Here is a 24,023-nt window from a genome sequence, read left to right as displayed (position 1 = left end):
GCACGAACATGCCCCCCGAGCCGCAACAGGGGTCGTAGATTTTCCCCTTATAGGGTTCAATCATTTCGGCAATCAGGTTGACGATGCACTTGGGCGTGTAGAATTCGCCCCCCAGCTTGCCTTCCGAAGCCGCGAATTTGCCGAGGAAGTATTCATACACGCGGCCGACGACGTCCTGCTCTTTGTCTTTGACGGTGTCGATCTTGTTGATGGCGTCGATCAGCGCGGCCAGCTTGCTGCTGTCGAGCCCCAGACGTGAGAAGTAGTTGTCCGGCAGTGCCCCTTTGAGCGAGACGTTGTTCTTTTCGACCTGGGTCAGCGCGGTGTCGATCTTGAGAGCGATATCCCCCTGCTTGGCCTGCTGCTGGATATAGCTCCAGCGGGATTTCTCCGGCAGGTAGAAGACGTTTTTCATCGTGTAGAACGCGACCTGGTCGGTGAAGTCGCCTTTGCCTTCGTCGATGAGTTCCGCGCGGCGTTCCTCGAATTTGTCGGAGACGAACTTGAGGAAGATCAGACTGAGAACGACGTGTTTATATTCGGAAGATTCCACACTGCCCCGCAGCCGATTCGCGGAATCCCAGAGGGACTCCTCAAACCCTTTGTCACTCTTTTGGGGGGCTGCTTTTTTCTTCGCCATTATGGTTCCCTGGTGCTGATGATCAATGCGGTTTTCAGATGTCTGTCCGGGGTTCTGTATTCACTGTCGGCAAGCCACCCTGCCACCCGGTTTTTGTGTTCTCGAAGGGTTCGAAATGACACGAATGTCTCGACGGACCGTTTATCAGACGGTGTTGACTGGTTCCTGCAGGGTTTTCTTCATCTGTTCAGCGGCTTCGAGCAGGGGCTGTTTGAAGGTTTTTTCCAGTCGGGTCATGTGCTTGACCATCCAGTCGATCAGTGTCGGCCAGTTTTCTTTGTCGTAGCCATCAATATCTAGAGGATACTGGATACGCGATACTTTTTTATCATCATTGCGATACCAGATTAACGGATGCCCGAACTTCTCTTCCAGGATTACTTTTTGCGAGGCTAACGCATCAAAGATCAACTTGTTTTCTTTCAAATCAGAACGTCCCATAATGACTTCGACGCGTGATTCCGATTTTCCAAAGATGAGGGTAAAGGTGCAACCACTGACACCTGACCCGGCACTGATCCACTGGTCTTTACTGGGGCTGATATTTTCAAACAGGTGGCAATCGCTTTTGTGAAAGGCAATGACGGCCTGCTCCCAGTATTGGAGACGAACCCGATAGCGGCTGTGCTGCTTACCCACCGTCTCTTTTTCCTCCTTGGCTTTCGCGTTGATGCTGATCATCAACTCTTCCGCTTCTGGCGTGGGAATGATCTGCTCGACATTGAGATACAGGTCCGTCTCGTGGCGATAAGGAGTAACTTTGATGCACTGCAGCGAGATTCCGTTACCCAGCAGCCAGAGTGCCGTACTTGTGACTTCTTTTCGGAAGTTGGCGGCGACAAACATCAAACGCTGTGTATTCGTGCTGTTGAGGACGACTTCTTCGAGATCGGAGAATTCCAGAAATTCGATGACATTTGAGGCGGCGTCTTCATCGCTGCGGCCGCTCTTGTTCAGGAATTCCTGGTAGGACTTTATGATCTGTTCTTTGGTGAATGTGGAACAGTAACTGGCATATTTGAGGGCCTGCCAGACCACGTCGCGGCCGGAGTCGTCGAGTTTGTTTTCGATGATGACCAGGTTGCCGTCTTTATCGAGCGCTAACAGGTCCAGACGCTCTTTGGTGTCATCGAAGCCGTCGAACTCTTTCTGGATGATCAGCAACTCTTCTCCCAGGGCAGCGGGCGTGTGGGCCAGCCACTCCTGCAGATGGTGCCGTTCGGTAAAACCAAGTTCTGAGAATTTGGGAGAGTCAACTTCAATAATTCGGTTGGTTGCTTTATCGATCTTATACATGGGCCGTCTCTGCTACAGCATCTACAAATCATTCATCGGAGAGCCAGTTGAGGAACCAATGGAGTGTACACGAATCCCCAGTGTAGCAAATGGTTACCTGATAGCAAGTTAGCGGTTGTATGGCTGGTTTCTTTAGCGCTGCAGACAGGTGCCCCAATCGTCAGACATTTATCAGGCTTCAGACCGACACGCGGCAGCTTCGGGTACTTTGAAGTGTTTTCCCATTGTGAAAGGCCCCCTTGTTCTGGGGAACTTTACACTGAGTGTCCATCTTACAGAGTATTGCTGAAATGTGCTCTTTTTCAGAGTTATTGCTTGTGTGAGAAATAAGCAAGGTTGTTTAGTATGTTGCCCTGGCATTAAGTTTGGTATAAAATGGCAACACTGGATAAATGTGCTAATTAACCATTATATACCGCTTGTCTTCTTCCAGCTTTAGGAGTTTTTTATGCGTGCTGAAGTTCATCATCCGCCTCTCGCCGGGAAACGGGGATTCACACTGATTGAATTACTGGTGGTCATAGCGATCATTGCCATTCTGATTGCGTTACTGCTCCCGGCGGTCCAGCAGGCCCGTGAGGCAGCCCGGCGGAGTTCTTGCAGAAACAATATGAAGCAATTCGGGATAGCGCTGCATAACTATCACGATGCTCATAGCGTCTTCCCCTATGGGTATCGAGAAGTCGGTGGAACAGGTGCCGCGGAAATAACGCGCCGGGATACTTTCTTCCACAATCTGCTGCCGCAACTCGAACAAGCGACATTATACAACGCTTACTGGACTCACCATAAAGATCACCAGGCCAGTGGCGGATATATGGGAACCAACAATACCTATACGCATCAGACACCACTCAGCATCGCGTCTACTCCCGTGGCCACAGCCATGTGCCCTTCGAATCCAGGTGGACCGGTCATTAATCGAGGGTTCGTCGGGAATTATGTGGTCAGTACGGGGACGGGGCAGATCAAGGGATCCAATTTACTGGGAATGTTCTGGCATTGTTCGAGTACGCGAATGCGTGATGTTGTGGACGGGACTTCCAACACGATGTTAATGGGCGAAGTGATTGCCCGCTCGGGAGCCGTCGCATCCGCGTTTGGTGAACCGGGATCTTACTGGAATGGTGGCGCTCATGGTGAATTCGGTTTCACAACGCGGGAACGCCCCAACACTACGGTACCAGATCAGATTTATGCCTGCAAAACAGAAGATAATCTGCAAGCTCCCTGTGAACCGCAAGGGAGTAGTCAACCGGCTTACAATTACGCCCGCAGTTATCACACCGGTGGGGTCATGGTTCTCATGGGTGACGGAGCCGTTCGATTTGTCTCAGACAGTATCCATATGCCGACCTGGCAGGCGTTAAGCACTCGCGAAGGTGGCGAAGTCATTGGAGAATTCTAGAATCTCTGGCGCATCAGCTTCCGGACGGGCTGCGATGCAATTTCTGTTCGTGCCTGGTGAGGCAAAGACCATTCACTATAAACCACCGATGAAAGCAGTTCCTTCGCTCCGGCCTTACAGGGACGGAGATAAGGATGAACCCTGCTGAGTAAGAAGGATGAGAATGTTACCTAGAACATTGCTGTTGGGTTTTCTGGTTAGTTGTTTGTGCCTGCCAGGCCTGGGCTGTGGAATGCTGAGCTCGGGCACGGGATTGCCGCAGGTTTCGGGAACTGTCACCTTGGATGGAAAACCGCTGGAAGATGGCCGGATTGTCTTTCGCGATCCAGCGGGTGTCGCTTCTGGCGCGGGCGGGAAAATTCAAAACGGCCAGTTCAGTCTGGAAGTCACCCCGGGATCAAAACAGATACAAATCACTGCCAGACGTGAAGTGCCGGGAAAATTTGATGAATCCAATCCTGGAGAAAAAATTCCGATTCTGGAGCAATACGTCCCCGCCCGGTACAACACGAAAACGGAGCTGGAGGAAGAAATCCAGTCCGGCGAGAATGAGTTCACGTTTGAACTGACGAGCGAGAAGTAAGGCTCTTCCCTGGTGATGTCGCTGGCGTGTACCTGACAGCAAATCAGCGGTTCCGGTGGCCGGTTTCTTTATCGCTGCAATCAGGGTTGCCGATCGGCAGACATCAGTGCGGTATCCCCACGCTGCCTGGCAAGAACATGCCCTGAAGTCCCATTTTCATCAACTCGTCAAACCTCCTTCACGATCTTGGGATTTGACAGGATATTGATCCTGGTTGGTTCAACCGGCATCAGATTTGTTCGTCGATGACAAAATCGCCTTTGGTTCGCGCGCATTGGAGATCGCGACGTCATAAGTGATTTCGCCGGCCTGGTAGAGTTCCATCAAAATCTGATCCATCGTTTTCATTTGATGTTTGCGGCCTGTTTGCATTTCGCTGTAAATTTGATGTGCCTGCTTTTCCCGAATATGATTTCGGATGGCAGGAGTGGCAATACAAATTTCACAAGCCAGCAAACGATCTGTGCCTGTGGCATGCGGCAGTAACTTTTGCGATATGATCGCCTGGATGCTATTGGCTAATTGAACTGAAATGGAGTTTTGCTGTTCGGCGGGAAAGACACTGTAGATTCTCTGGATCGTTTGAATTGAGTCAGGTGTATGTAGCGTGGCAATCACCAGGTGTCCGGTTTCTGCAGCAATCAGCGCTGTTTCAATTGTTTCCAAATCCCGCATTTCACCGATCACAATGACGTCCGGGTCCTGGCGTAATACATGTCTTAGTGCACTTTGGAAGTTCAACACATCTCCTAAGATCTCCTGCTGAATTACGATGCTGCGGATATTATCGTGCGTGAATTCAACCGGATCTTCAATCGTGACGATCTTGGCACGACGTTGCTGGTTGATTGAATGGATCATGTAATTGAGCGTTGTCGTTTTTCCCATACCGGTAGGACCAGTGACCAGGATTAATCCACCTGGCAGGCGTGTCAACTCGTCAATCACGGGAGGAAGTCTTAATTCTTCCTTACTTCTGACACTGGATTCACATAAGCGAATCGAGAATTCCGGGATCCCCGAGTGATAATACACGCTCACCCGGCATCGTCCAACTCCTTCCGTATAATCAGAAAAACAAACCTGCCAGTTCTCCTCGAAGAATTTCTTCTGCTTCTCATTCAGAACAGATTGATACAGATTAATCAGATCCTCTTTGAGTAGAGGGGGACCATCAAACGGGCGGATTTCACCATGTATCCGCAGAGAGGGAGACAACCCGCGTACCAGATGGATATCGCTTGCCTTAAATGATCGAGCACCTTTCAGAATCTTTTCCAGCGTCCAGCTCATTTTAATTATCCCAGCATATTTGAATCATTAAATATGCCCGCTGATACAGCCCCCAAGGTTACTGTACCTGATGTGGCACTTCGTTATTATCGATATCCGGCTTTTCTATTTCCTGCCAATCATGCGCCTGAGAAGTCGACCTACACTCCAGCCGCTCTGATTAATCTCAAACAATCGCTGTTCCGCTTCTCTGTGGTGCGGAGACAATTCCAGACAACGAGAGTAATTCCTTTGAGCGGATTCAATGAATCCGAGTTTCTGTCCACAGACTCCCATGATATACCAGCAATAACAGGCATCAGGTGCTTTTTCCACTGCGACTCTGGCACGCTGCTGCGCTTTACTGTAGCAATCATAAAACAGATAAATGATGGAAGATTCGAGAGAAACCAGCCAGTCTCGGTTGGCGAGTTCCGCCTTGTCAAAACTCGGGATATCACCAGTTTTCTTTGTGGCGACCGAGAGTTCTGCGCGTACTTGCCATTGATAGGCAGATTCGCCTCTCTGAAGCAATGCGGCATCGCTCAGTTTAAGTGCCGTACTGATATTACCCAGTCGGCACTCCGCTTGAGACTGGGCCGATAACAGGTCCGGATTATTGGGGAACAGCTCGAGCGCTTTCTGACTCCACAACCTGGCTTGCGGGTACTCAGAGAGTAATACCAGCATCTGGACCTGTCCGACCCAGGCCAGGACTTGTGCTTTATCTTCTTCTAACGCACGGGAATAATAGCGTAACGCGTTTTCATATTGGCCGATCCGGCGATTCGTATCCGCTTCCCGGAACCAGTAGGAAAAGTCTTTCTCAACAGGTAACGGAGCTTCATTCCCAGAATCTTCTGGAGCAGGCCCAAATTCCAATTTATCGAAACGCACGGTCAAACCTTTCACGAACGGATATTCAAAAGAATGTAATCCGGGAAAACGGATAGGAACGGTAGATCACCTGGCCACGAATATTTACCGATTGGATCAGGCACACCTGCTGAATGTTCTGCTCAGTAATCAAAGCATTCGGGACGGGAATGCGTCCCGTCGGATCAATAAACCAGGAATTCACCGGAACTTTGAAGGTTATCTTCTGGTCCCTGGTAAATTGAGCGTCTATTGAAACGGGGCAGGACTTACCATCGATCAATAATATTCCATTTTCGATGCTGACAACCTGCCCCGGTCCTGCCAGGACCAGGCTCACACCGGAGCCATTAGTCCGGTACTGAGGAATTGAATTATTAATCAAGGCACTCGAATTCACATAGTGAAGATATTCTCCCGGGACGGGTTCTGCATCCTGCCAGATCCACACAATATCTCCGGCCTGGAAAGAACCGATATTATTTACCAGAATTTGCGGGCGAACAAATCGCGAGATGCTCCATCCCACAGGCAGGTAGAGCAAGAGGAAGAGACAGAGTCCGAGCAGGCTTCCTGCCCCGAGTCTTTCAATCATTGTTGACTTCGCGGTGAAAACAGCGTCAGCGATTGATCCGAAATGCATTGCGAATGCCATTCCAATCAACCACGCGCCCAGAATCGTTCCCATCAGCAGAATACCGAATATCAAAAAAAAGCAGTATCCGCAGAAAAAGAATCTGGCACGGAAGAGGCGATTAAATGTCAATTGAGGCCAACCAGGTATCAACCAGCGAACGATCATGTGTCTACTGAACTGCAGCGCCCCCCCGTAGGACAGAAAATCGATCGAGTGATCGATTTGATCTGACAGCAGTTCTGATGTCGCAATTTTAATACGAGCCCAACCCGGGAAACGGAGTGTTCTCCGATGGGCGCGCGGGGGGTGTAGATCAATGTCAGCATCAGCCAGCTTCAACGATGTCCGACAGCGTGCACAAAGGGCACTGCCTGGCATGTTTTCAAATTGGCAACTCGGACATTGCATCTTCGGCTTCAGCTCTTAGAGATGATGATCAACAAAATACATCAGTATTTTCGTTTAATGTCGATATGAGATCGAACCTGTTGTTCCGCTTCGTAATACTCGTTCGTCAGTTCACGGGATTCTTCTTGCCCCAGAAGCTGGACGAACGATTCCGCTACTTCCAGACAGCGCGGACCTTTGATACCAATGGTCTTAACGGTCACCTTCCCGAACTTGTCGATTTCAATTTCCAGTTCTTCTTGAGCCATCTTCCATTCCTTTACCAGTTTCGGATGCGTATTTTCACGGATTCGGTTTCGGTCATACCTTCTTCAACGATAGTCATATTTCGCTGTTTGAGTTCGGTCACCACTCGATGGTAAGCATATTGCTGTGTGACCCGCCCCATCAGCGCTTCACCCATCTGGCGTAATTCCGTCTTTGACTTCCCCTTCCCTTCCATGCAGATTTTAAGCGCCCCGCGTGCATCGCGTGTGAAGGTTGCTTTGATACCATCTTTTTCGACGACCATCTGCTCTCCGGTTCCTGCCGCACTGTCGAGAATTTCACTGTTTTCGACTTCAATTTCTTCGCGGGTCACATTCTCACTCATAGCGGACTGAAGTTCGGCGGTATTAATGACAGAAAATCCCAAAGTCCCCACGCCCGCCGCTACCGCTGCAGCGATGGCTGGCCAGTTGGCAATAATGATAGGAGCCACAACAATCACGGAACTCATAATAGACCTCCTCGGTTTATTCAGGATTTACGAATATCCATTCGTCATCTCTTCTGCCGCTGGAACAGCATTCCATATTCTACGTATCTTAAAATTCAATTTTGCGACGCGATTCATTTTCCGTTTGAGTATTACCTCTTGTGGCAGGACGGGCACGTCCCGATGCCCACGTTCGCAAGCCGTTGATTTCTTCACTCATCGTCTTGGAAAGCGGTATCGTTTCTGCAACAGCCTGAACGATATGCTCTGTTAATAACTTTGATTGATTACTGAAGGCATCAAACAAAGCCGAAACAATGGATTCTTCGATTTCGGCACCATTGAAGCCTTCCGTTACCTGAGCTAGTTTATCCAGATCAAACTGGGTGGTGTCTCTGCCGCGCCTGGCAATATGGATTTTGAAAATATCACGACGTTCATGCACATTAGGCAGGTCGATAAAAAAGATTTCATCCAGTCGACCTTTTCGTAGTAGTTCTGGTGGCAGGTGACTGATATCGTTTGCGGTGGCAATCACGAATACGGGAGATGTTTTTTCTGATAACCAGGTCAATAATGTTCCAAAAACGCGTGCGGATGTTCCGCCATCGCTGCCTGCCGAATCAGTGGAACCAGCCAGTGCCTTGTCTATTTCATCAACCCACAAAATAACAGGGGCAACGCTCTCTGCGATTTGAATGGCTTGCCTCACGTTTTCTTCACTTGACCCCACCAGACTGCTGAACATTCTCCCCAGATCAAATCGCAATAAGGGAAGTCCCCATAATTGAGATACGGACTTGGCACACAGACTTTTTCCACAACCCTGTACTCCCAGCAACAGGACTCCGCGGGGAGAAGGTAATCCAAATTTTCTGGCTTTGTCAGTAAAGGCAATGGCTCTTTTGCTCAACCAGTCTTTCAGGTTTTCCAGACCGGCCACGTTATTAAATTTTTCTTTCGTGTCACAATATTCCAATAAACCACTCTTTTTAATGATTTGTTCTTTTTCACTGAAGACAATATTGATATCGTCCGCGTCGAGTTTTCCATCGGTGACAAGCGTTTTCGCAAATACATTCTCTGCTTCTCTTAAAGTCAGCCCCCGGGCGGCCCTCAAAAGTTTTTCACGTGAAAGCCCTTCCAGATTGATCGTGACTTTGGGATTATCTTTCACGTCATCAATAATCCGATCCAGCAATTGATTGAACTCTGTAGGCTCGGGCAACCCAAACTCCAGCAAGGTAATATCCTTCGACAATTCCGGAGCGATTTGCAGTAGAGGTGAGGTAATCACAATGGTTTTGTAGGTGTCTCGTAAATGAAAGGCGACATCTCTCAACCGTCTGATAACCGAAAGATTGGCACGTTCATCCTGGGTAAAACGGTGGAAATCCTTAAACAGATAAATGGCTGGTTCAACCTGATGGATTACATCATCCAATGCCGCCAGTGGGTCAGAGGTATTTCCACACCCGGATTTGCTTTTTTGTGCTTCAGCTCCTGATTTGATGATCCCCTGCGTGATCGTCCAGGTGAAAAGTTTCTTTTCCCGCGATGCTGCAATCTGGCGTAAAGCACGTTCGACTCGCTCTTCTTCCCAGGTCACGACATAAATGATGGGATATCTGGCACGAATCAAAACATCCAGTTCCTGCTGGGCATCCGAGACACGCGCTACCTGTTTACGCTCTTCCATTGAAGTCGCCGATTTAAGCCTGTGCTTTCGAGTTATATTATTTTGCCGATCACGTTCAAGCTGTTCTTCACTCATGAATTCTTCCTCGGAGTCTCTCTCATTTTCAACTTCGTTGCCGTTAGGGGCGTTGAAACATCGTGTGGATCACTGATATGGATCTGATTCAAGCGTTTGAAAATCGTATCCTGAGACAGCATCGGCATAGCTTGAAAGATCTCCAGCACTTCCCGAGAGGCTCCAAATACACAAATCCGACCATCGGGCAGAATTTCCAGTTCCGTCATGTTGGATTCATCTTCGGCTTCCATGTTTTTTCCTCAACGAGTTGTTTACGAGCGAACGTAATGATTGTGTCAGGTAATTAAATTCAAACCCCGGTACTCAGCATAAGCGATCGCTGAGTCCGCGGCTCTCGTTTCAAGTGGCTTTGACAGTTCCACATAATGCCTGGCCTGCCACCTCGGGAGATATCCGTTTCGAATGCTGAATTTAACACCAGGCAGATTAACGGCGATCCAGTCGACAATGGGACGAAAACAGCATTCTTCGTGTTCCGGCAATAATAAATGCCGCACAATTAAATCAGAGTGGCTAAAAACCTGTTTTAAATTGCGTTGAAGCGTTTCAACATACGAATTCACTTTGGAAATACGTCTGGCACAGGTATTGTTTCCGAATTTGAAATCCGCGACGAATACATCAACAATGGGTTCCAATAGTTGAAATGCCTCGGGGGTGCCATAAAAATCAGACTTCCAGACAACACGAGGCAGATTGCAACAGCCACTCATTGCTTCCAGAATGGCGGGAATATGAATGGTTGGTTCTCCTCCCACCCATTGAATATTGTGAGCCCCTTGCGATTTTCCCTGTTCGATTGCTGCTTCCAGAAATTCCGTTGTGAGAACGGTTCCTATCCGAGGATTAAATGCCTTCTCTTCAGCAATACAAAATGCACATCGTAAATCGCAACCAGACAGATAAAACAGATGAGAGGGGATCAGTTCCATTTCCTCACCATATTCCACGCGGTGCCGAAACACACGAGCTTCTGAACTTGCTTTGCAGAACCCGGATTCACCTTGAGTGCGGTTGCAACCGCAATGATGCTCACATAGATGGCAGTTGGAATAATGTTGCATTGCCAGAGCAATAATGTCGCTTTTAATCATTTGGATCTGCATGCTCAAGATTCCAACAATGGCTAAAACACATGAAGAACACTGTGAAAGAAATGCACTCACTTTATTGGACTCTGGGAACCAACCCTGTCAATTAATGGCAATTCGGGCTGAACGAGAGCCTTACTTTATAAATGGAGTAAGCTTCCATAGGAGATTTGTTTAAAAATCCTGATTTTTTAATCATTCGGGTCCAATTAACAATCTATTGAGCGAATACGCTGCTGCCAGCTGCGGTCATGCTGTGTCTGTTTCTTGTCGAAATCTTATCTACTGACTGTTGACTCTTTTCAGGAATCACAGCTTATTTTTCTTTCAATAAAAACCAGCAGTGACAGTAACCTGATATTCCATCGGCCCCGGCAGGATGCTCACTCCCTCGCCCTGACTGACGTTCAAGTTTTCTGCAGCCTGCAAACTTCTTGTGACGGAATCGGGATGATTGAAGCATAAGGATCGGGCATGATACGAAAAGCACATGAAAGAACCTTATTCGGCCTCCCGTCCGTCAAGGGTCGCTTAATCCGGTGTGCCTGTGAGCGAATCTTTTCTGGTATGCCAGTATGCCCAGAGAATGAATACTCCCTGCAATGGGAGCCGCAGCAGGTGAATGATCGGAGGGGCCGGCAGGATATCCTGATGCTGATAGAGATAAATATTTGCGGGGAACACCGCAATCAACAAAATCATGATCCCCCATGCCGCCGGATGAGAAAACCGCGGAACCAGCAGCAGTCCTCCCAGCAGAATCTCAAAGACACCGCTCACAAATACCAGTTCATCATGCAGAGGAAAGTATGGCGGCATGATCTTCAGAAAGAAACCAGGATTGACCAGGTGCATTGTGCCCGCTCCGATCATGAACATCGCGAGCAGATACTTCGATATCAGTTTTAACGGTGGCATGACCGGATCTTTCTAAAGCGTATCGCAATTAACCATAGCGTCTCTCGATCTATTATACACGGTCCGAATGAACCTGGAGAGGCTACAGTTAAACTGGACACAGTCTAAAAGACAGGGTGGGAATGCTTCCAGGGCTAAGTAGCAGCGATCTGCGTGAATGCAGCCAGGAATACCTCAGGTTGCTCTGCCCCTGAGATAATTATTTTCCGGTCGATAATAAAACAGGGAACGCTGTCAATCCGGTGTTGCTGAGACAGAATTTTGCCCTGGTCCATCGCATCCATCCCGTCATCAGACAACAGCAGTGCCTCTGCAGCCTGTCGATTCAGGCCTGCTGCAGACACGACTTGTATGAGCGTCTGGTGGTTGCCTATATCCTGACCCTCGACAAAATAGGCCTGAAACAGGGATTCAACAACTTGATCCTGGCAACCATGCTGCTCGGCCAACCCAATGAGTCGGTGCGCGTCAACCGTATTGGGTGTTTTATCAATCGCGTCAAAATGGAAATGAATTCCTTCCGCTGCACCCACGGCGACCACCCTGGCATCCAGTGCTTTTGAGCGCTCCCAGCTTCCAAACTTTCTCGTACGATACTCTTTGCGACTGATCCCGGCTTTTGGCATCAATGGATTGAGTTGAAAGGGATGCCAGCGCACCTGAATTTCATGTTGGTCATCCAGATCCCTGATTGCCTTTTCAAGTCGGCGTTTTCCAATATAGCACCAGGGGCAGATGACATCTGAAATCACATCCACTGACAATTTCATTTGATCTCTCACTGTTACTGGAGTAGTCGAACTCGATTTCCCGGGACGAATTCAGATGATCCGCGAAAATCATTCCACTATGGTATCTCAAAGCATGCGTCGCCGAAATGGACACTGGTAATTGACCTGTAATCTTTGCTGATCATGATAAAAAGCTGACGTGGACTTCAATCCTGATATGATAGCCGCAACAGCCATCAGCCCTCGACGAATGTCACCAGGAGCAGGCATCCAGGTGACGAGATGATTGACCAGCCATCAATTGAATTGAACGATTGATGATACAGATCAAGAACTCCTTTTAGGATTGGAATCGACCTGTAATATCGAAAGCGGGAATCTCCAGACGAATAAAAGATTTTGATTTCACTTACAGCAAGTTCGAAATCACTACGTGTAGAGTAAAGTTATGAGATACTGATTTTCTTGCTGTCCGCGAAAACGAACGATTTTCGGAGCAGTGAAAGTGTCCGATTCTCGGACTCATCAGCAGCGACTTTTTCGAACTCTATGTGCAGACACACCGCTGTCATTCAAGAACTCAGAACAGACTCTGTCGCTGCCAGTTGACTTCACAACTTTCTGTCCGGTGACATTCATCAACGCAGCGAAGTAGTCTATACAGTGTAGTATCTGGCCCCACCAAAACTAACTCACCAGATCGATGATCTCTCAAGTCAGTCGGGATTTATGAGAGAAGATCACACACTACTTCTGTTGTGTAGAACGGGATTATCCCTGGACACGATAGGCCCGATGTTCCAAAGTCAGGTCGCGTTCCAGGGAATTTCGAACAAAATTCACCGCCTTACTCTGTTTCTACGGAAACAGAACTGCATAAAGCCACCTCGGCGACAAGTCCCCGGAAAAACGCGTTCAGGGCCATTCAGAAGAAACTGGGTTTTGCCTTTCAAATTTCCTCGAAAGTTCCGAAGACGGCACTGTCTGGGAATGGTTGTACCAGTCACTTTATGATCGTTGCTTTTCCCCGTCAGCACTCTCTTTCTTCCACGAATTCCTGCTGACGTTTTTCAATAAACCGAACTCAGATCATAATAAAAACGCTATATTGAACAGAAATTCGGTCTTTTTTTGCAGACTCAAAACTGTTCAGATTCCGTTAATTTAACAAAACCAATCAATTTGTTTTTCCATTTACCCGTGCTTACTGCGATACAAGTAGCTCAGTCTTTTTGACCACGGCTTCAGGTACGCAACTATGTATACACACAATATCATTCGCCAAAAATATCCTTCGTCTCAAATTCCTGATGACGAAGAGGTAATGCCGCAGCTCGATCATTGTCCCTTTATGCGATATTACTCAGCAGCATACCCTCATGTATACAGGTATATCTATTCCCTGGTTCCCAGAAAAGCAGATGCCGACGAAGTCATGCAGGAAACTTCGGTGGTTCTGTGGCAGAAATTTGGAGAGTTTCAGCCGGATCGCGATTTCACACGCTGGGCTTGTGGGATTGCCCGTCTGGTTGTACTGGAATCTCTGCGAAAGCAAAGACGTTTCATCGTCGGTTTTGATGAGCAATTGATTAAAGAACTCTCCATCCGCAGAGAAGAAAGGTATGAGCTTCTGGAGCTGCGACAGGAGTTTCTGGAAGAATGCAAAGAGCAACTGGATCAGCAGGACCTGAAGCTGCTTGATCTGTATTACAACTCGCAGGAAAGTGCACAGGATGCTGCTGAGCAGAAGGGTTGTACGCGCAGGAATATTTATCAGCAGTTAGGCAGGATCCGCAAACTGTTATTTCAGTGTATTGAACGTAAAATGTCGGAGGATCGTGAATCATGAGTCGCCTCCTCAAAAAACACGCCCGACTTGTGAAACTGGTCTTCGATGTGATGGACGAAACAGCAACGCCTGCACAGGAGCAGGAACTCGCCGATCTGATTCGCAAGGACCCGGAAGCCCAGACAGTTTATCTACAATTGATCGACATTCATTCCAACCTGGTTCTCAGCGCTTCACCGATACCTGTAACTCCTTCAAATGCATTATCGCAGACGCGCGTAATCAGGAAACAGCGAAAAACATCATCCAGTAAAGCAGTCCATAAAAAAATGTTACTGCTGGTGACAAGCTGTCTGTTAGTGACCTGCAGTTCGCTCTCTTACATTGGCTACCGTGTCTATTCGAATTCCTTCGAAACGGAGCAGACGGAAATTGCCTCTCGGGAGAATCTCAGTCCTCCACAGGTTGAGCAACGTCTGCTGGAAGATGGAAGTCTGGAATTGAGTTTCCCGACAGGCGTCAAAGTTCTGATCTCTCCTCACTCCTCGTTTCAGGTCACTGGGAATAACAGACTCAGCCTGATGCAGGGAATGCTGTTTGCCAAAGTGACGACTCCCGCCGGGAAAGGGTTTACCGTCGATACTCCCAGCGGCTCAATCGTTGATCTGGGAACCGTGTTCGGGGTCGAGGTCGACGAGACAAAAGCCTCAGCCGTCCAGGTTTTCAAAGGTGAAGTGGAACTGGCAGATTCTACCGGCGACAAAATTTCACTGTCAGAGGGAGAGACCATGTTTGCGGAGGCCTCCACAAATCACTGGCAGCCGTCAGAGAACGTATCGCCCCGGTTTCTTGCCGCCGTTCAGGGATTGAACAATACATTTTTTCCGGGAATTTCCTATCTCCGCCGCACAAAGGTGACTTTTATTTATCGAGCTGATACGGAAAAGTTGCCGAACGGACCGGTTCAAGGTCCATCCTACATAATGTTTTCGGCTACACCGGTTGCTGAACGCTTCAGCGGAGCTGTTCCCAATCCGAATCATTGGGACAGGCAGGCCGAACATTTTGTAGAAGTACATTTCAACGAAGCATCCAGCAAATGGCAGTTACATCTTAACAACCAAAATATCGATTTTACGCCTGTCAATTCGGATGTACTGATCGCACAGGCGGAATCACAGGAGAAAAACGAAACCGGTGAATGGAATCGCAGGGTTACGCTATGGGAAGAGGAGTCGGGCACGCTGCATGGCATCCGTTATGGAGATCAATTGAACGAGTTGAGTATTCGCCCTGACTGGTTTTCCGACAAAACTGATGTGGGAGATTTTATGATCGTCAAAAACATTTATTATCCTTAATCGAAAAAAACAAACCCTCTTCATTCCACGTACATAAATCTCTGGATAATACCGGCGTGTATTCTAATCCATTAACGCGGGAGAAAAATAATGTTACTGAGTCGTCAAAAGAAACAAGGCTTTACGTTGATTGAATTACTGGTGGTCATTGCCATCATCGCCATTCTGATCGCCCTGTTGCTGCCTGCCGTGCAACAGGCCCGGGAAGCAGCTCGCCGGTCACAATGTCAGAACAACCTGAAACAACTGGGACTGGCATTGCACAACTACCACGACTCGTTCAATGGCTTTCCTATTGGAAGCTCTTATCAATACGCGTCTTTAGAAGAGAATGCGCTCTACAATAAATGGACTTTCGTTGGTGCAAGGGGGGGTCAAACAAGCCAGGCACCAACCACGACAGTCGATGCCTTTAAAAATAAAGTCATCTCAGGCTTTCAATGTCCCTCCTCTACACTGGAAAGCCTCTCGAGAGATGCGGTCTCTCCTCGATTCAGTACTTCCTCCTATGTTGGTATTTCCGGGGCCCCCACCGCAAGTGCCCCGATTTCAACGACGGTCGGAGCCCGCTGTATCCAGGGGCTGTATGGGGTTGTCTGTTCCAACGGCGCGATGCCTCCCAACGTGTCGATTCGTTCCAATGATTTCACCGACGGATTGTCGAATACCATTATTGTTGGAGAACAGTCTGACCACGTCACAGATTCTTCAGGTGCGAAGGTGGATATACGAAATTCCTGGCGCTGGGGATTCACAATGGGAGCAGGCGCTGCCGGACATCCGGGAACATCGAACTGGCTGACAACAGTTGCCAATGACTGCCACAATGTCACCACGCTTCGCTACAAAGTGAACTTCAAAACCAAGACAAATGATGCCGGCGGCAGTCTTGAGTATGGAACGAACAATGGGATCCAGTCAATTCATGCCGGTGGGGCTTACGTACTGAGGGGTGACGGCAGCGTGAAATTTCTTTCTGAGAGCATCGATTTTAACGCGATCCTGACTCCCCTGGCCGTTCGGAACGATGGTCTGGTTCTGGGTGAATATTAATTGATAGAAAATGGGGACTGCCATCCGGGTCCAGATACAAAATCCCGATTCCGAGCTGGAAAAACCGGGGTATTGAAGACTATCAATGGCTACTGGTTTGAATAGGTTCCTAAATCCTCGAGCCGATTTGTGATCAAGGATGAAATGCATCAGTTCTGCTGAAGTGGTCAGGAATATCCCCGGAAGAAACAAATCTGCTTGATCTGTAATGGGTCAAGATTGAATGTAATGTTGAGAGGAGAGGCGTAATGTCGCAATGTCTAAAGTCTGTTCAATGCTTCGTGATCGTGATATCCGGTGGATTATTTTGTGGCTTCCCATTGGGTTGTGCGGACTCGAATCAGCCCTCCGTTGTGCCTGTTAGCGGCCAGGTCATGGTTAATTCGAAGCCGGCTGCCAATACGATTATCACGTTTGCAGATGCCGAAAAAGGCTTCGCGGCGATCGCAACAATTGCCGCAGACGGGAGTTATCAGATACAGTCCCAATATGGTAACGGAGTTCCACCAGGGGAATATCTCGTATCTGTTTCTCCCCCCTCCACGAGAGATGAGCTTGACCAGACAATTCCTTTACCGCCGGGAACTGCAAACATACCTCAAAAATACCATAACACCAACACCAGCAAGCTGAAAGCAGAGGTCAAAGCGGGTGAAACAACATACGACTTTAATCTTGAATGACGCTGACTGGTAGAGATCCCTCAGCAACGCGACCAGGCGATTTATAGATTCATGAAATTTACGTACTGCGTGACAGTAGCAGCGTAACACTGTTAGTTATCGGGAGCGAAATTATGCGAGCTGTCGAGGCCGTTTTTAAAGGGACTCTCATCATTCTGTTCGGAACCTCTTGCCTGACTCATGCTGCCGTCGTTTTTGCAGCCTCGCCGATCGTCGGTTCTCTGGTTGACAGTGAAAATCTGAATGGAGTGGAAGATGTTTTTCTCAATGGCGACCTGGCATATTTACCTTGTCGTGAAGGGCACTGTTTGACCATTTGTTCCATTAAAGATCCTTCCCAACCTCAGGTGGTGGGAACGTTCCGGGATCCGGACCTGGACGATGTCACTGGTTTTGCCCTGGATGGAAACACCGCGTATCTCGCGTCGCAAAGCAGTCATTTTTTACTTATCGTCGATGTAACCGTTCCTGAGAAAATGAAACTGCTGGGAAAAGTCCGTATCAGTCAGAAGGGGAGTACAGGTCCCCTCTACAAGATGGCGTATCGAGACGGCTATTGTTATATGTCTCACCAGGGAGAGAAGAAGCTGTATATTGTGGATGTCCGAGACAAATCTCGCCCACACGTCGTGGGAAATATCCAGGTCACAACAAAAGGCGATGGAGCCTACTGCGTGACGATGAACGGGGACTATGCATTAGTCGGGACAGTGTTTGGCAAGAGCAATCGGCTGGCAGTGGTGAACGTGGCGGATCCTGCCCATCCACGAATGGTGGGGGAACTGACAGATCCTCATCTTTCCGAGGCAATTGGAACCATTGTAGATGACCGCTTTTATATCGCCTGCTGGCCGCATAACGCCATGATGGTGATCAATCTGTCTGGAATGTCAGATACCAGACTGCCGTACATTGAAGGTGTGTTGGTCGACCCCCGATTGAGCAAGCCCAATCGTTGTGCCGTCGTTGGGAATCGAGCATATTTTCCGATCATTGCTGGACATGGCGTGGGTGTGGTTGACATTTCCGATCCTGCAACTCCCCGTTTTGTGACATCATACAGTGACCCTTTGATGAAAAAACCATACGGTCTGGCTGCACGCGGTGAATACGTTTTTGTCGGGGCTCGCGCAGGCGACAGCCTGGTGATCCTGAATCGACGGGCTCTGGAAAAGTAATGGTTCAGGTTTTTTGATCGTGTCTGGAATTTAATAATGACTGTCGTCAACAATAACAGGTCATCCATGAATAAAGGTTTTCAAATGTTTGCTGATCGAGTCTTCTTTGTATTCGCGTTTGCGGTAATCTACCTGACACCACACCAGCCGCTGGCTGCCGCTGAATCGCCTGTTGTGGGACAACTGGTTGATGCCGTCAACCTGGTCGGAGCCGAAGACATTTATCTTGATGGCGATTATGCCTATATCCCCTGTCGACAGGGACAGCGGCTGACAATCTGCTCTATCAAAGATCCCGCTCACCCCAGGGTGGTTTCCAGTTTCAGTCACTCGCTACTGGGGGCCGCCTCGGGTTTCGACAGGAATGGAAATACCATTTACGTGACATCCATGAACACTAGCCAGTTGCTGGTACTGGACGCGACCGACAAAACCAGCCTGCGTCTGCTGGGTTCTGTCGCTATTGGAGGCAAAGGGAGGTTGTATAAGCTTGCCTACCGCAACGGTTACTGTTTTATTCCCAATGCCGATTTGAGAAAGCTCTTCGTGGTCGACGTGCGTAATCCGCAGGACCCGAAGGTCGTAGGCTCTGCCACTGTAACCACTGGGGCTGACGAACCCTTCAGCGTATTGTTGCGCGGAGATTTTGCCCTGGTGGGAACCATCCGCGGGACGCAGAGCCGACTGGCCGTCATCGATATCAGCAACCCCGCACAGCCTCGCCTGACGACCCAGGTCTTTGGACCGGAAATTGGTCATGTCAGCGGTCAGGTTGTGGATGAGCTATATTATTCTGTCAACTGGGACAAAAACGCGTTTCTGATATTTGACGTAGCCGATGCAGGCAACCCTAAGCTGTATGCCAAACTGGTTGACAAGCAGCTGGGGGCACCGAACCGCTGCGTCGTAGCAGGCGATCGCGCTTATCTACCCATGGTAGATGGAAACGGGATTGCCGTTGTTGATATCTCGGATCCGGAAAAGCCACAATTCCTGACTTCCGTTCGCGACAATGTTCTGATGCAGAGAACCTACGGTGCGGCCGTCCGAGATCACCTGCTGTATGTCGCCTCGCGGGATGGGAGCAGCCTGGTGATTATTGACAGGAACAAAATAGAGAAAAAATGAACGCCATGAATTCAGAACAATTACAGCGGCGCCGTTTTCTGACCTGCTCACTTTCGACGATTTTCGCGCTGAGAGCCACTCAAGCATTCCCGGCTGACACAATTGCTGAAAAGCAGAAATTTTACGAACTGCGTACTTTTTATCTTTCAGACGAAACATGCCAGAAACGGTTGAGTGATTATCTGGAGCACGCCCTGCTGCCGGCGCTGAAACGTATCACAGGCTCTCCGACAGGCGTGTTTCAAAACATAAACATGCAGGAAGATCGATGTCTCACTCTGGTAATTCCTTTTTCCTCACTGCAGGATTTTGGGGAATGGAATGAGCGACTGATCGCTGATATCACGTTCCAGCAAGCAGCGAAAGACTATTTTACTCAGACCGCAGCGGCTCCCGCATCGCAGCGGATGGAGAGCCAGCTGTTGAAGGGACTCTCCGGTTCACCGGTTCTGGAGCTATCGAATGGAGAAACTCCTCACCTGTTTGAATTGCGCACCTATGAAAGTCCCAATCTGAAGCTGGCGCGGCTGACAGTGGAAATGTTCAACGAAGGTCGACTTGACGAACTGATGCGCGAAGCCGGTCTGGCTCCTGTCTTTTTCGGGGAAACCCTGATTGGGAATCAGCTTCCCAACCTGACCTATCTGCTGTCTGCGCAAAATGAAGTGGAACACGAAAAACATTGGCGTTCGTTTCGGTCTGATCCCCGCTGGGAGCAGGTCAGGCAGATGAAGAAATACCAGTCTACCATCTCTGAGATCAGATCACGTTTTCTGATACCGATGTCTTATTCAGAGATTCGTTAGAACATGGGGTCAAACGCGAGAACATCTTCTGTGACAAACTCTCGGGAGCTAAAGCTGATCGACCGGGGCTTTTGCTTTGCATGGAAAGCTTGCGACGTGGAGATACTCTCCTTGTTTGGAGGCTCGACCGTCCAGGGCGTTCCTTGCGTCATCTTGTTACTATGATCGAAGACCTGAAGCAACGAGAAATCGGATTTCGTTCGATTTGTGATGTTATCATCGATACAACAACACCTTCAGGAGAACTGATATTTCATGTTTTCTCTGCTCTTGCCCAATTCGAGCGACGACTTATTCAAGAGAGAACTAAAGCGGGATTGGCTGCAGTCATCGGGTAAAGGCCTGAAAGAAGTTGAGAAGAACAATGACCTGCATTTCCTTTCCGAAAGGATTTGACTATCCCAAGGCGCGAGAACTTCCGCGAAAATGTCTGAAATGTCGTGACAAACAGCACTGCGAATTCTTCGGAGTAATCTACGATTCCGTAAGATCATTCTGTCGCAGACCTTATATACGGTTTGCCTTCATTGAACAGTTGTAATCTTCGGTTGACTGCGTTTTTTTCCATGGTGGGGGCTCGTGCCAACGCTTCCTTTTGAAACTCGATCGCTTTATCGAACTCTCCCTGTGCGGCGTAAGCGACTGCCAGCGCACCATACATAACCCAGTATCTGGTCGGCAGCATGTCAAACGCTTGCTGTGCGTGTTGCAGCGACTGAGGCGCATTGCGAAATTCATCCTGTTCGCTCGCTCCGTAAACGATGGCCAGGCATGTATGTGGTTTCCAGTTTACCGGATCAATTTCAATCACCCGTTTGTAGTCTGCGATCGCTGGCTCGTATTCTCCCATCTGTTCATTTGATTGAGCTCTGCGGATCAGGATGCCCGTCAGCTTCGGGTGAGATTTGAGAATTTCGTCGTAAATCTGGATCGCATCTTTCCATTTGCCTCTCTTGACCAGATAATCAGCCTGCCCAGACTGCTGTTTCACTTCGTGATAACCGTCAGGGAGTTCCTCGATGCGACGCGGTTTGACTTTTTTGTCCAGGGCGCGCAGATACTGACTGGCCAGGGCACAGTTATATTTGCCCGTTTCAGGTGAAGCAGCGGCCAGTTGCAGATAGTTCTCTGCCAGTGCTTCCTGGCCTCGAAGTTTCAGGAATTTACCGGCAAAGAAATAAAAGTTGGTCGGGCTGCCTTCAGGCAACTGCACCATCAATGACTGAAACCGATCCGGGTCCCATTCGAAGGGGGCCGGTTCCTTAAGCATCAGCTGAAAATAATTAGCCAGTTCCGCGGAAGCATAATCTTTGTTCCACAGTCCTGCGATTTCCTTAAGTAGTTCATCCCGCTCAAAGGTCATATTCAGCTCATCGGCGAGCAGAGCTGCATGCAAGCCACAATAGCTATCGTTGTGTTTCTGATAGGCGGTTAAAAAGTTTTCGTAGGCTTCCTTACCCGAGCCCTGCATGAAATGAATTACGCCGATTTCCATGGTGCGGGTATAGTGATTGGGATATGGATGCTCCAGGATCATCCGTTCGGCCAGCAGGCGGGCCGTTTTCTGATCACCGTGATTGGTGCGCACACACCAGAAATACCAGTCGGCAGCATTTCCTTCGTAGCGTTTGGAGCAGCCTTCCATTAACTCTTCCGCAGCATCCAGTTCACCCACTGCTTCGTGGTAGCGGGCACCGCAGATTAGGCCCCAGGCGGAATAGGTTTTGGCGGCATCCATTGCATATGGTTCAGCCAGTTCCCATTCACCTCGCCCCATATGATAGTAGGCAATCTTGCTGCGAATCTTGGCATTTTCCAGCCCGACCGTCGGGACTCTCAATGCATTTTTCAGGGTGTCCAGCCATTTTCCTGTTTCACCTTGTCGCTGATACAGTTCCGCCAGTGAAGCATATGTCTCATAATCTTTGGTGAGAGCAAGTCGGCGTAGCAGGATATCCTCTGCTTTTTCATCGTTTAGTTCTCGCAGGTGTCGTTTGGCCATGGCAGACAGGATCTCTGGTTTGTCACCATATTTTTCCAGAATCTCTGTATGATGCTGATCTGCATAGCCCTTGTTGGCGTCAATATTCATGGCGATTGTTTGAGGCTGATGTGGGCTGATTTCCAGCATCGTCCGGGCAATATCTCCCAGCAGGTTTCTGCTGTAAGCCCGCTGCTTGACCAGAAAACGACTGTATTGCAATTGGTCATAGAACACAGGGTCGAGGTTATTGACAGCGGCATCCTTCAACTGCATGTAGTCTTCATATTGCAGATAACCGTAACTGTCCGTGATCAGCTTGCCGACCGAAATTTCCAGCTCATTTGGATCATAGGAGCCGAACATGTTCTTGTACGAAGCTTCGACATCAGCCGGGATCGATGAATAGATCTTGAGGTAAGGACCATAGGGGTGCCCTGCCACTAACGACTCATGAAGCTCAATCTGATTGTCTGGATTGACGCTGAAGAAATCTGTCAGGAACCGCATTTTCCGGCAGACAAGCAGATATGAGACTTCCTGCAGCAGTTGTCCCAGGGCATTGGCCGAAGGTTCATGTTGTGTCGAATCAGAACTTTTCATCTGTCGGGTAATCCGTTCCCGGAAAGAGAGTGCTGCTTTACTCTTAAATAAGAATGCCAGATGTGCGTCAATGTGATCTCTCGGAATTTTAGGCAGGTTGCCTGCCTGTAGCTTTTCAAATAGTTCTTCCCAAAGCTCGTACTGTCGCTCTCCCGTGACACTGCTGAGGTTGCCCAGTGAGGGGACGTCGTTCATCTGGTCCAGCGCCCGTATACAGGCTGGTTCCAGTTTCAATAAAGTTTCATAACTGGACATAGCCTGTTTCGCATCTAATTCCGGATCTGTCTGCAGGGCCGATAAATAGATAGCCATGTATTTCCTGTTTTCGTCACGTGTCGCTTTCTCCAGCACCTCTGGTTTGTAGAGGCAGTACGCTTCGATCAGATCCAGCCACTCCGGCAGCGGGCGTTTCCCATCACCTTCCCCAGCCTGAGATTGAATCGTGTTCAGATCAGCGAGTGCACTGTGGTGACGGCCGACAAATGTCCTGACATAAGCGCGATATGCCAGAGACCAGGGAGAGTCTTCACAGCGGTCTGTCAACCGTTCTGCGTACAACAGGGCCCGTGCTTTGAGTACCTTATGCGCAGGGCTCATTAAACGCTCTGTCAGGCTGCCCAGGTTGGCATAGGCGCGGGCCAGCATGGCCAGCCGTTCGGGAGATTCTCCCTCGGCTGCGATCGCGGAATGCATGTCCTGCGCGACTGTGTACTGTGAGATAAAACTCCATTCTTTAATCTGCTTCAATGTCTTTTCCGGGAGGTCAGACTCATCCTTCCATTCGGCAGCCTTGCCTGAATAACCTGCTTCCTGCAGCGCTTCGACAAATCCCCCGCGGGAGAGTGCTTCCGAGTGTTCGACGAGCGCCTCGAATGCAAACTCTTCCGGCAGCGTGAACGGTTCTGAATTCCAGCGATAAGCCAGTTCAGTTTTGAAAGGCAAGATCAGATCGATCGAAACTTCCCGGTTGCGATTGATATGCGTGATCAGCTGCAGGGGAAACAGTTCCGGATTTTCAACCAGCTTGACGTCTCCCCGCAGTGAGGCATCGCGGGTCTTTCGTCCCAGTCCATCCCGCCCGCCGATCAGCAGTGCCTGGCGTACGAT

23 protein-coding genes are annotated in these 24,023 nt (G+C 49.0%); 10 read left to right on the top strand and 13 right to left on the bottom strand.

What is annotated here, in order from left to right; genetic code table 11:
- Window positions 1-640, bottom strand: a 640-nt coding sequence (locus AACZ40_RS17100; RefSeq protein WP_339675157.1) for a class I SAM-dependent DNA methyltransferase, incomplete at its 3' end; no start/stop codon positions are given.
- A gap of 144 nt (window positions 641-784) precedes the next feature.
- The gene (locus AACZ40_RS17095) at window positions 785-1,936 is read right to left on the bottom strand and encodes a DUF4268 domain-containing protein (RefSeq protein WP_291177953.1); all 1,152 of its coding nucleotides are present in this window, start codon (window positions 1,934-1,936) and stop codon (window positions 785-787) included.
- 448 nt (window positions 1,937-2,384) lie between these two features.
- On the opposite strand from AACZ40_RS17095, the gene AACZ40_RS17090 reads away from it, so the two are divergent.
- Both AACZ40_RS17090 and AACZ40_RS17085 read left to right on the top strand, forming a co-directional pair.
- Window positions 2,385-3,344 (top strand): DUF1559 domain-containing protein, encoded by a 960-nt coding sequence (locus AACZ40_RS17090; protein WP_291177951.1) that lies wholly within the window; start codon window positions 2,385-2,387, stop codon window positions 3,342-3,344.
- Window positions 3,345-3,576: 232 nt separating this feature from the next.
- A complete protein-coding gene (locus tag AACZ40_RS17085) occupies window positions 3,577-3,927 on the top strand; it encodes a hypothetical protein (protein WP_339675155.1) in 351 nt (116 codons plus the stop codon).
- A gap of 219 nt (window positions 3,928-4,146) precedes the next feature.
- Here AACZ40_RS17085 and AACZ40_RS17080 read toward each other — a convergent pair whose 3' ends face one another.
- The 10 genes from AACZ40_RS17080 to AACZ40_RS17035 form a co-directional block, all read right to left on the bottom strand.
- Window positions 4,147-5,220 (bottom strand): PilT/PilU family type 4a pilus ATPase, encoded by a 1,074-nt coding sequence (locus tag AACZ40_RS17080; RefSeq protein ID WP_339675152.1) that lies wholly within the window; start codon window positions 5,218-5,220, stop codon window positions 4,147-4,149.
- Between the two features lie 105 nt (window positions 5,221-5,325).
- Window positions 5,326-6,096 carry a hypothetical protein gene (locus AACZ40_RS17075; protein ID WP_291177943.1) on the bottom strand — a complete coding sequence of 257 codons (771 nt, stop codon included), beginning with the start codon at window positions 6,094-6,096 and terminating at the stop codon, window positions 5,326-5,328.
- A 25-nt stretch (window positions 6,097-6,121) separates the two neighbouring features.
- Complete coding sequence (locus tag AACZ40_RS17070) at window positions 6,122-6,670, bottom strand: hypothetical protein (protein WP_291177941.1); 549 nt, start codon at window positions 6,668-6,670, stop codon at window positions 6,122-6,124.
- A gap of 491 nt (window positions 6,671-7,161) precedes the next feature.
- Window positions 7,162-7,368 (bottom strand): DUF2997 domain-containing protein, encoded by a 207-nt coding sequence (locus tag AACZ40_RS17065; RefSeq protein WP_291177938.1) that lies wholly within the window; start codon window positions 7,366-7,368, stop codon window positions 7,162-7,164.
- Window positions 7,369-7,379: 11 nt separating this feature from the next.
- Window positions 7,380-7,838, bottom strand: coding sequence for a DUF1257 domain-containing protein (locus tag AACZ40_RS17060; protein WP_291177936.1), 459 nt, complete (start codon window positions 7,836-7,838; stop codon window positions 7,380-7,382).
- A gap of 88 nt (window positions 7,839-7,926) precedes the next feature.
- The gene (locus AACZ40_RS17055; protein WP_291177933.1) at window positions 7,927-9,591 is read right to left on the bottom strand and encodes an AAA family ATPase; all 1,665 of its coding nucleotides are present in this window, start codon (window positions 9,589-9,591) and stop codon (window positions 7,927-7,929) included.
- Window positions 9,588-9,824 (bottom strand): hypothetical protein, encoded by a 237-nt coding sequence (locus AACZ40_RS17050; RefSeq protein WP_291177930.1) that lies wholly within the window; start codon window positions 9,822-9,824, stop codon window positions 9,588-9,590. The genes AACZ40_RS17055 and AACZ40_RS17050 overlap by 4 nt, the downstream gene beginning before the upstream one ends.
- Before the next feature lie 45 nt (window positions 9,825-9,869).
- The gene (locus tag AACZ40_RS17045) at window positions 9,870-10,559 is read right to left on the bottom strand and encodes a radical SAM protein (protein WP_291177927.1); all 690 of its coding nucleotides are present in this window, start codon (window positions 10,557-10,559) and stop codon (window positions 9,870-9,872) included.
- Between the two features lie 657 nt (window positions 10,560-11,216).
- Window positions 11,217-11,603 carry a MauE/DoxX family redox-associated membrane protein gene (locus AACZ40_RS17040; RefSeq protein WP_291177924.1) on the bottom strand — a complete coding sequence of 129 codons (387 nt, stop codon included), beginning with the start codon at window positions 11,601-11,603 and terminating at the stop codon, window positions 11,217-11,219.
- Window positions 11,604-11,737: 134 nt separating this feature from the next.
- Window positions 11,738-12,373 (bottom strand): DsbA family oxidoreductase, encoded by a 636-nt coding sequence (locus AACZ40_RS17035; RefSeq protein WP_291177921.1) that lies wholly within the window; start codon window positions 12,371-12,373, stop codon window positions 11,738-11,740.
- 1,219 nt (window positions 12,374-13,592) lie between these two features.
- Here AACZ40_RS17035 and AACZ40_RS17030 point away from each other — a divergent pair.
- The 8 genes from AACZ40_RS17030 (at window position 13,593) to AACZ40_RS16995 (ending at window position 20,670) form a co-directional block, all read left to right on the top strand.
- Window positions 13,593-14,183, top strand: a complete 591-nt coding sequence (locus AACZ40_RS17030) for a sigma-70 family RNA polymerase sigma factor (RefSeq protein ID WP_291177918.1) — start codon at window positions 13,593-13,595, stop codon at window positions 14,181-14,183.
- Complete coding sequence (locus AACZ40_RS17025) at window positions 14,180-15,484, top strand: FecR family protein (protein WP_291177915.1); 1,305 nt, start codon at window positions 14,180-14,182, stop codon at window positions 15,482-15,484. Before AACZ40_RS17030 ends, AACZ40_RS17025 begins: the two co-directional genes overlap by 4 nt.
- A gap of 90 nt (window positions 15,485-15,574) precedes the next feature.
- On the top strand, window positions 15,575-16,537 hold the full coding sequence (locus tag AACZ40_RS17020) for a DUF1559 domain-containing protein (protein WP_339675144.1): 963 nt from the start codon (window positions 15,575-15,577) through the stop codon (window positions 16,535-16,537).
- 248 nt (window positions 16,538-16,785) lie between these two features.
- Window positions 16,786-17,220, top strand: a complete 435-nt coding sequence (locus AACZ40_RS17015) for a carboxypeptidase-like regulatory domain-containing protein (protein ID WP_291177909.1) — start codon at window positions 16,786-16,788, stop codon at window positions 17,218-17,220.
- Between the two features lie 113 nt (window positions 17,221-17,333).
- Window positions 17,334-18,398: a hypothetical protein gene (locus AACZ40_RS17010; protein ID WP_291177906.1), complete on the top strand. Its 1,065-nt coding sequence runs from the start codon at window positions 17,334-17,336 to the stop codon at window positions 18,396-18,398.
- Window positions 18,399-18,482: 84 nt separating this feature from the next.
- On the top strand, window positions 18,483-19,526 hold the full coding sequence (locus tag AACZ40_RS17005; RefSeq protein WP_291177903.1) for a hypothetical protein: 1,044 nt from the start codon (window positions 18,483-18,485) through the stop codon (window positions 19,524-19,526).
- A gap of 5 nt (window positions 19,527-19,531) precedes the next feature.
- Entirely contained in the window at window positions 19,532-20,332 is an 801-nt protein-coding gene (locus AACZ40_RS17000; RefSeq protein ID WP_291177900.1) for an NIPSNAP family protein, read from the top strand.
- Window positions 20,290-20,670, top strand: coding sequence for a recombinase family protein (locus AACZ40_RS16995; RefSeq protein ID WP_339675158.1), 381 nt, complete (start codon window positions 20,290-20,292; stop codon window positions 20,668-20,670). Before AACZ40_RS17000 ends, AACZ40_RS16995 begins: the two co-directional genes overlap by 43 nt.
- Window positions 20,671-20,822: 152 nt before the next feature.
- Here the strand turns inward: AACZ40_RS16995 and AACZ40_RS16990 are convergent.
- Window positions 20,823-24,023 (bottom strand): tetratricopeptide repeat protein (locus tag AACZ40_RS16990; RefSeq protein ID WP_339675139.1); only part of this gene is annotated, 3,201 nt, incomplete at its 5' end.

It is taken from the genome of uncultured Gimesia sp., assembly GCF_963972345.1.
Classification (GTDB): domain Bacteria; phylum Planctomycetota; class Planctomycetia; order Planctomycetales; family Planctomycetaceae; genus Gimesia.
The sequence above is the reverse complement of the archived record's forward strand: the minus strand, read 5'-3'. Positions and strand labels throughout refer to the sequence as shown.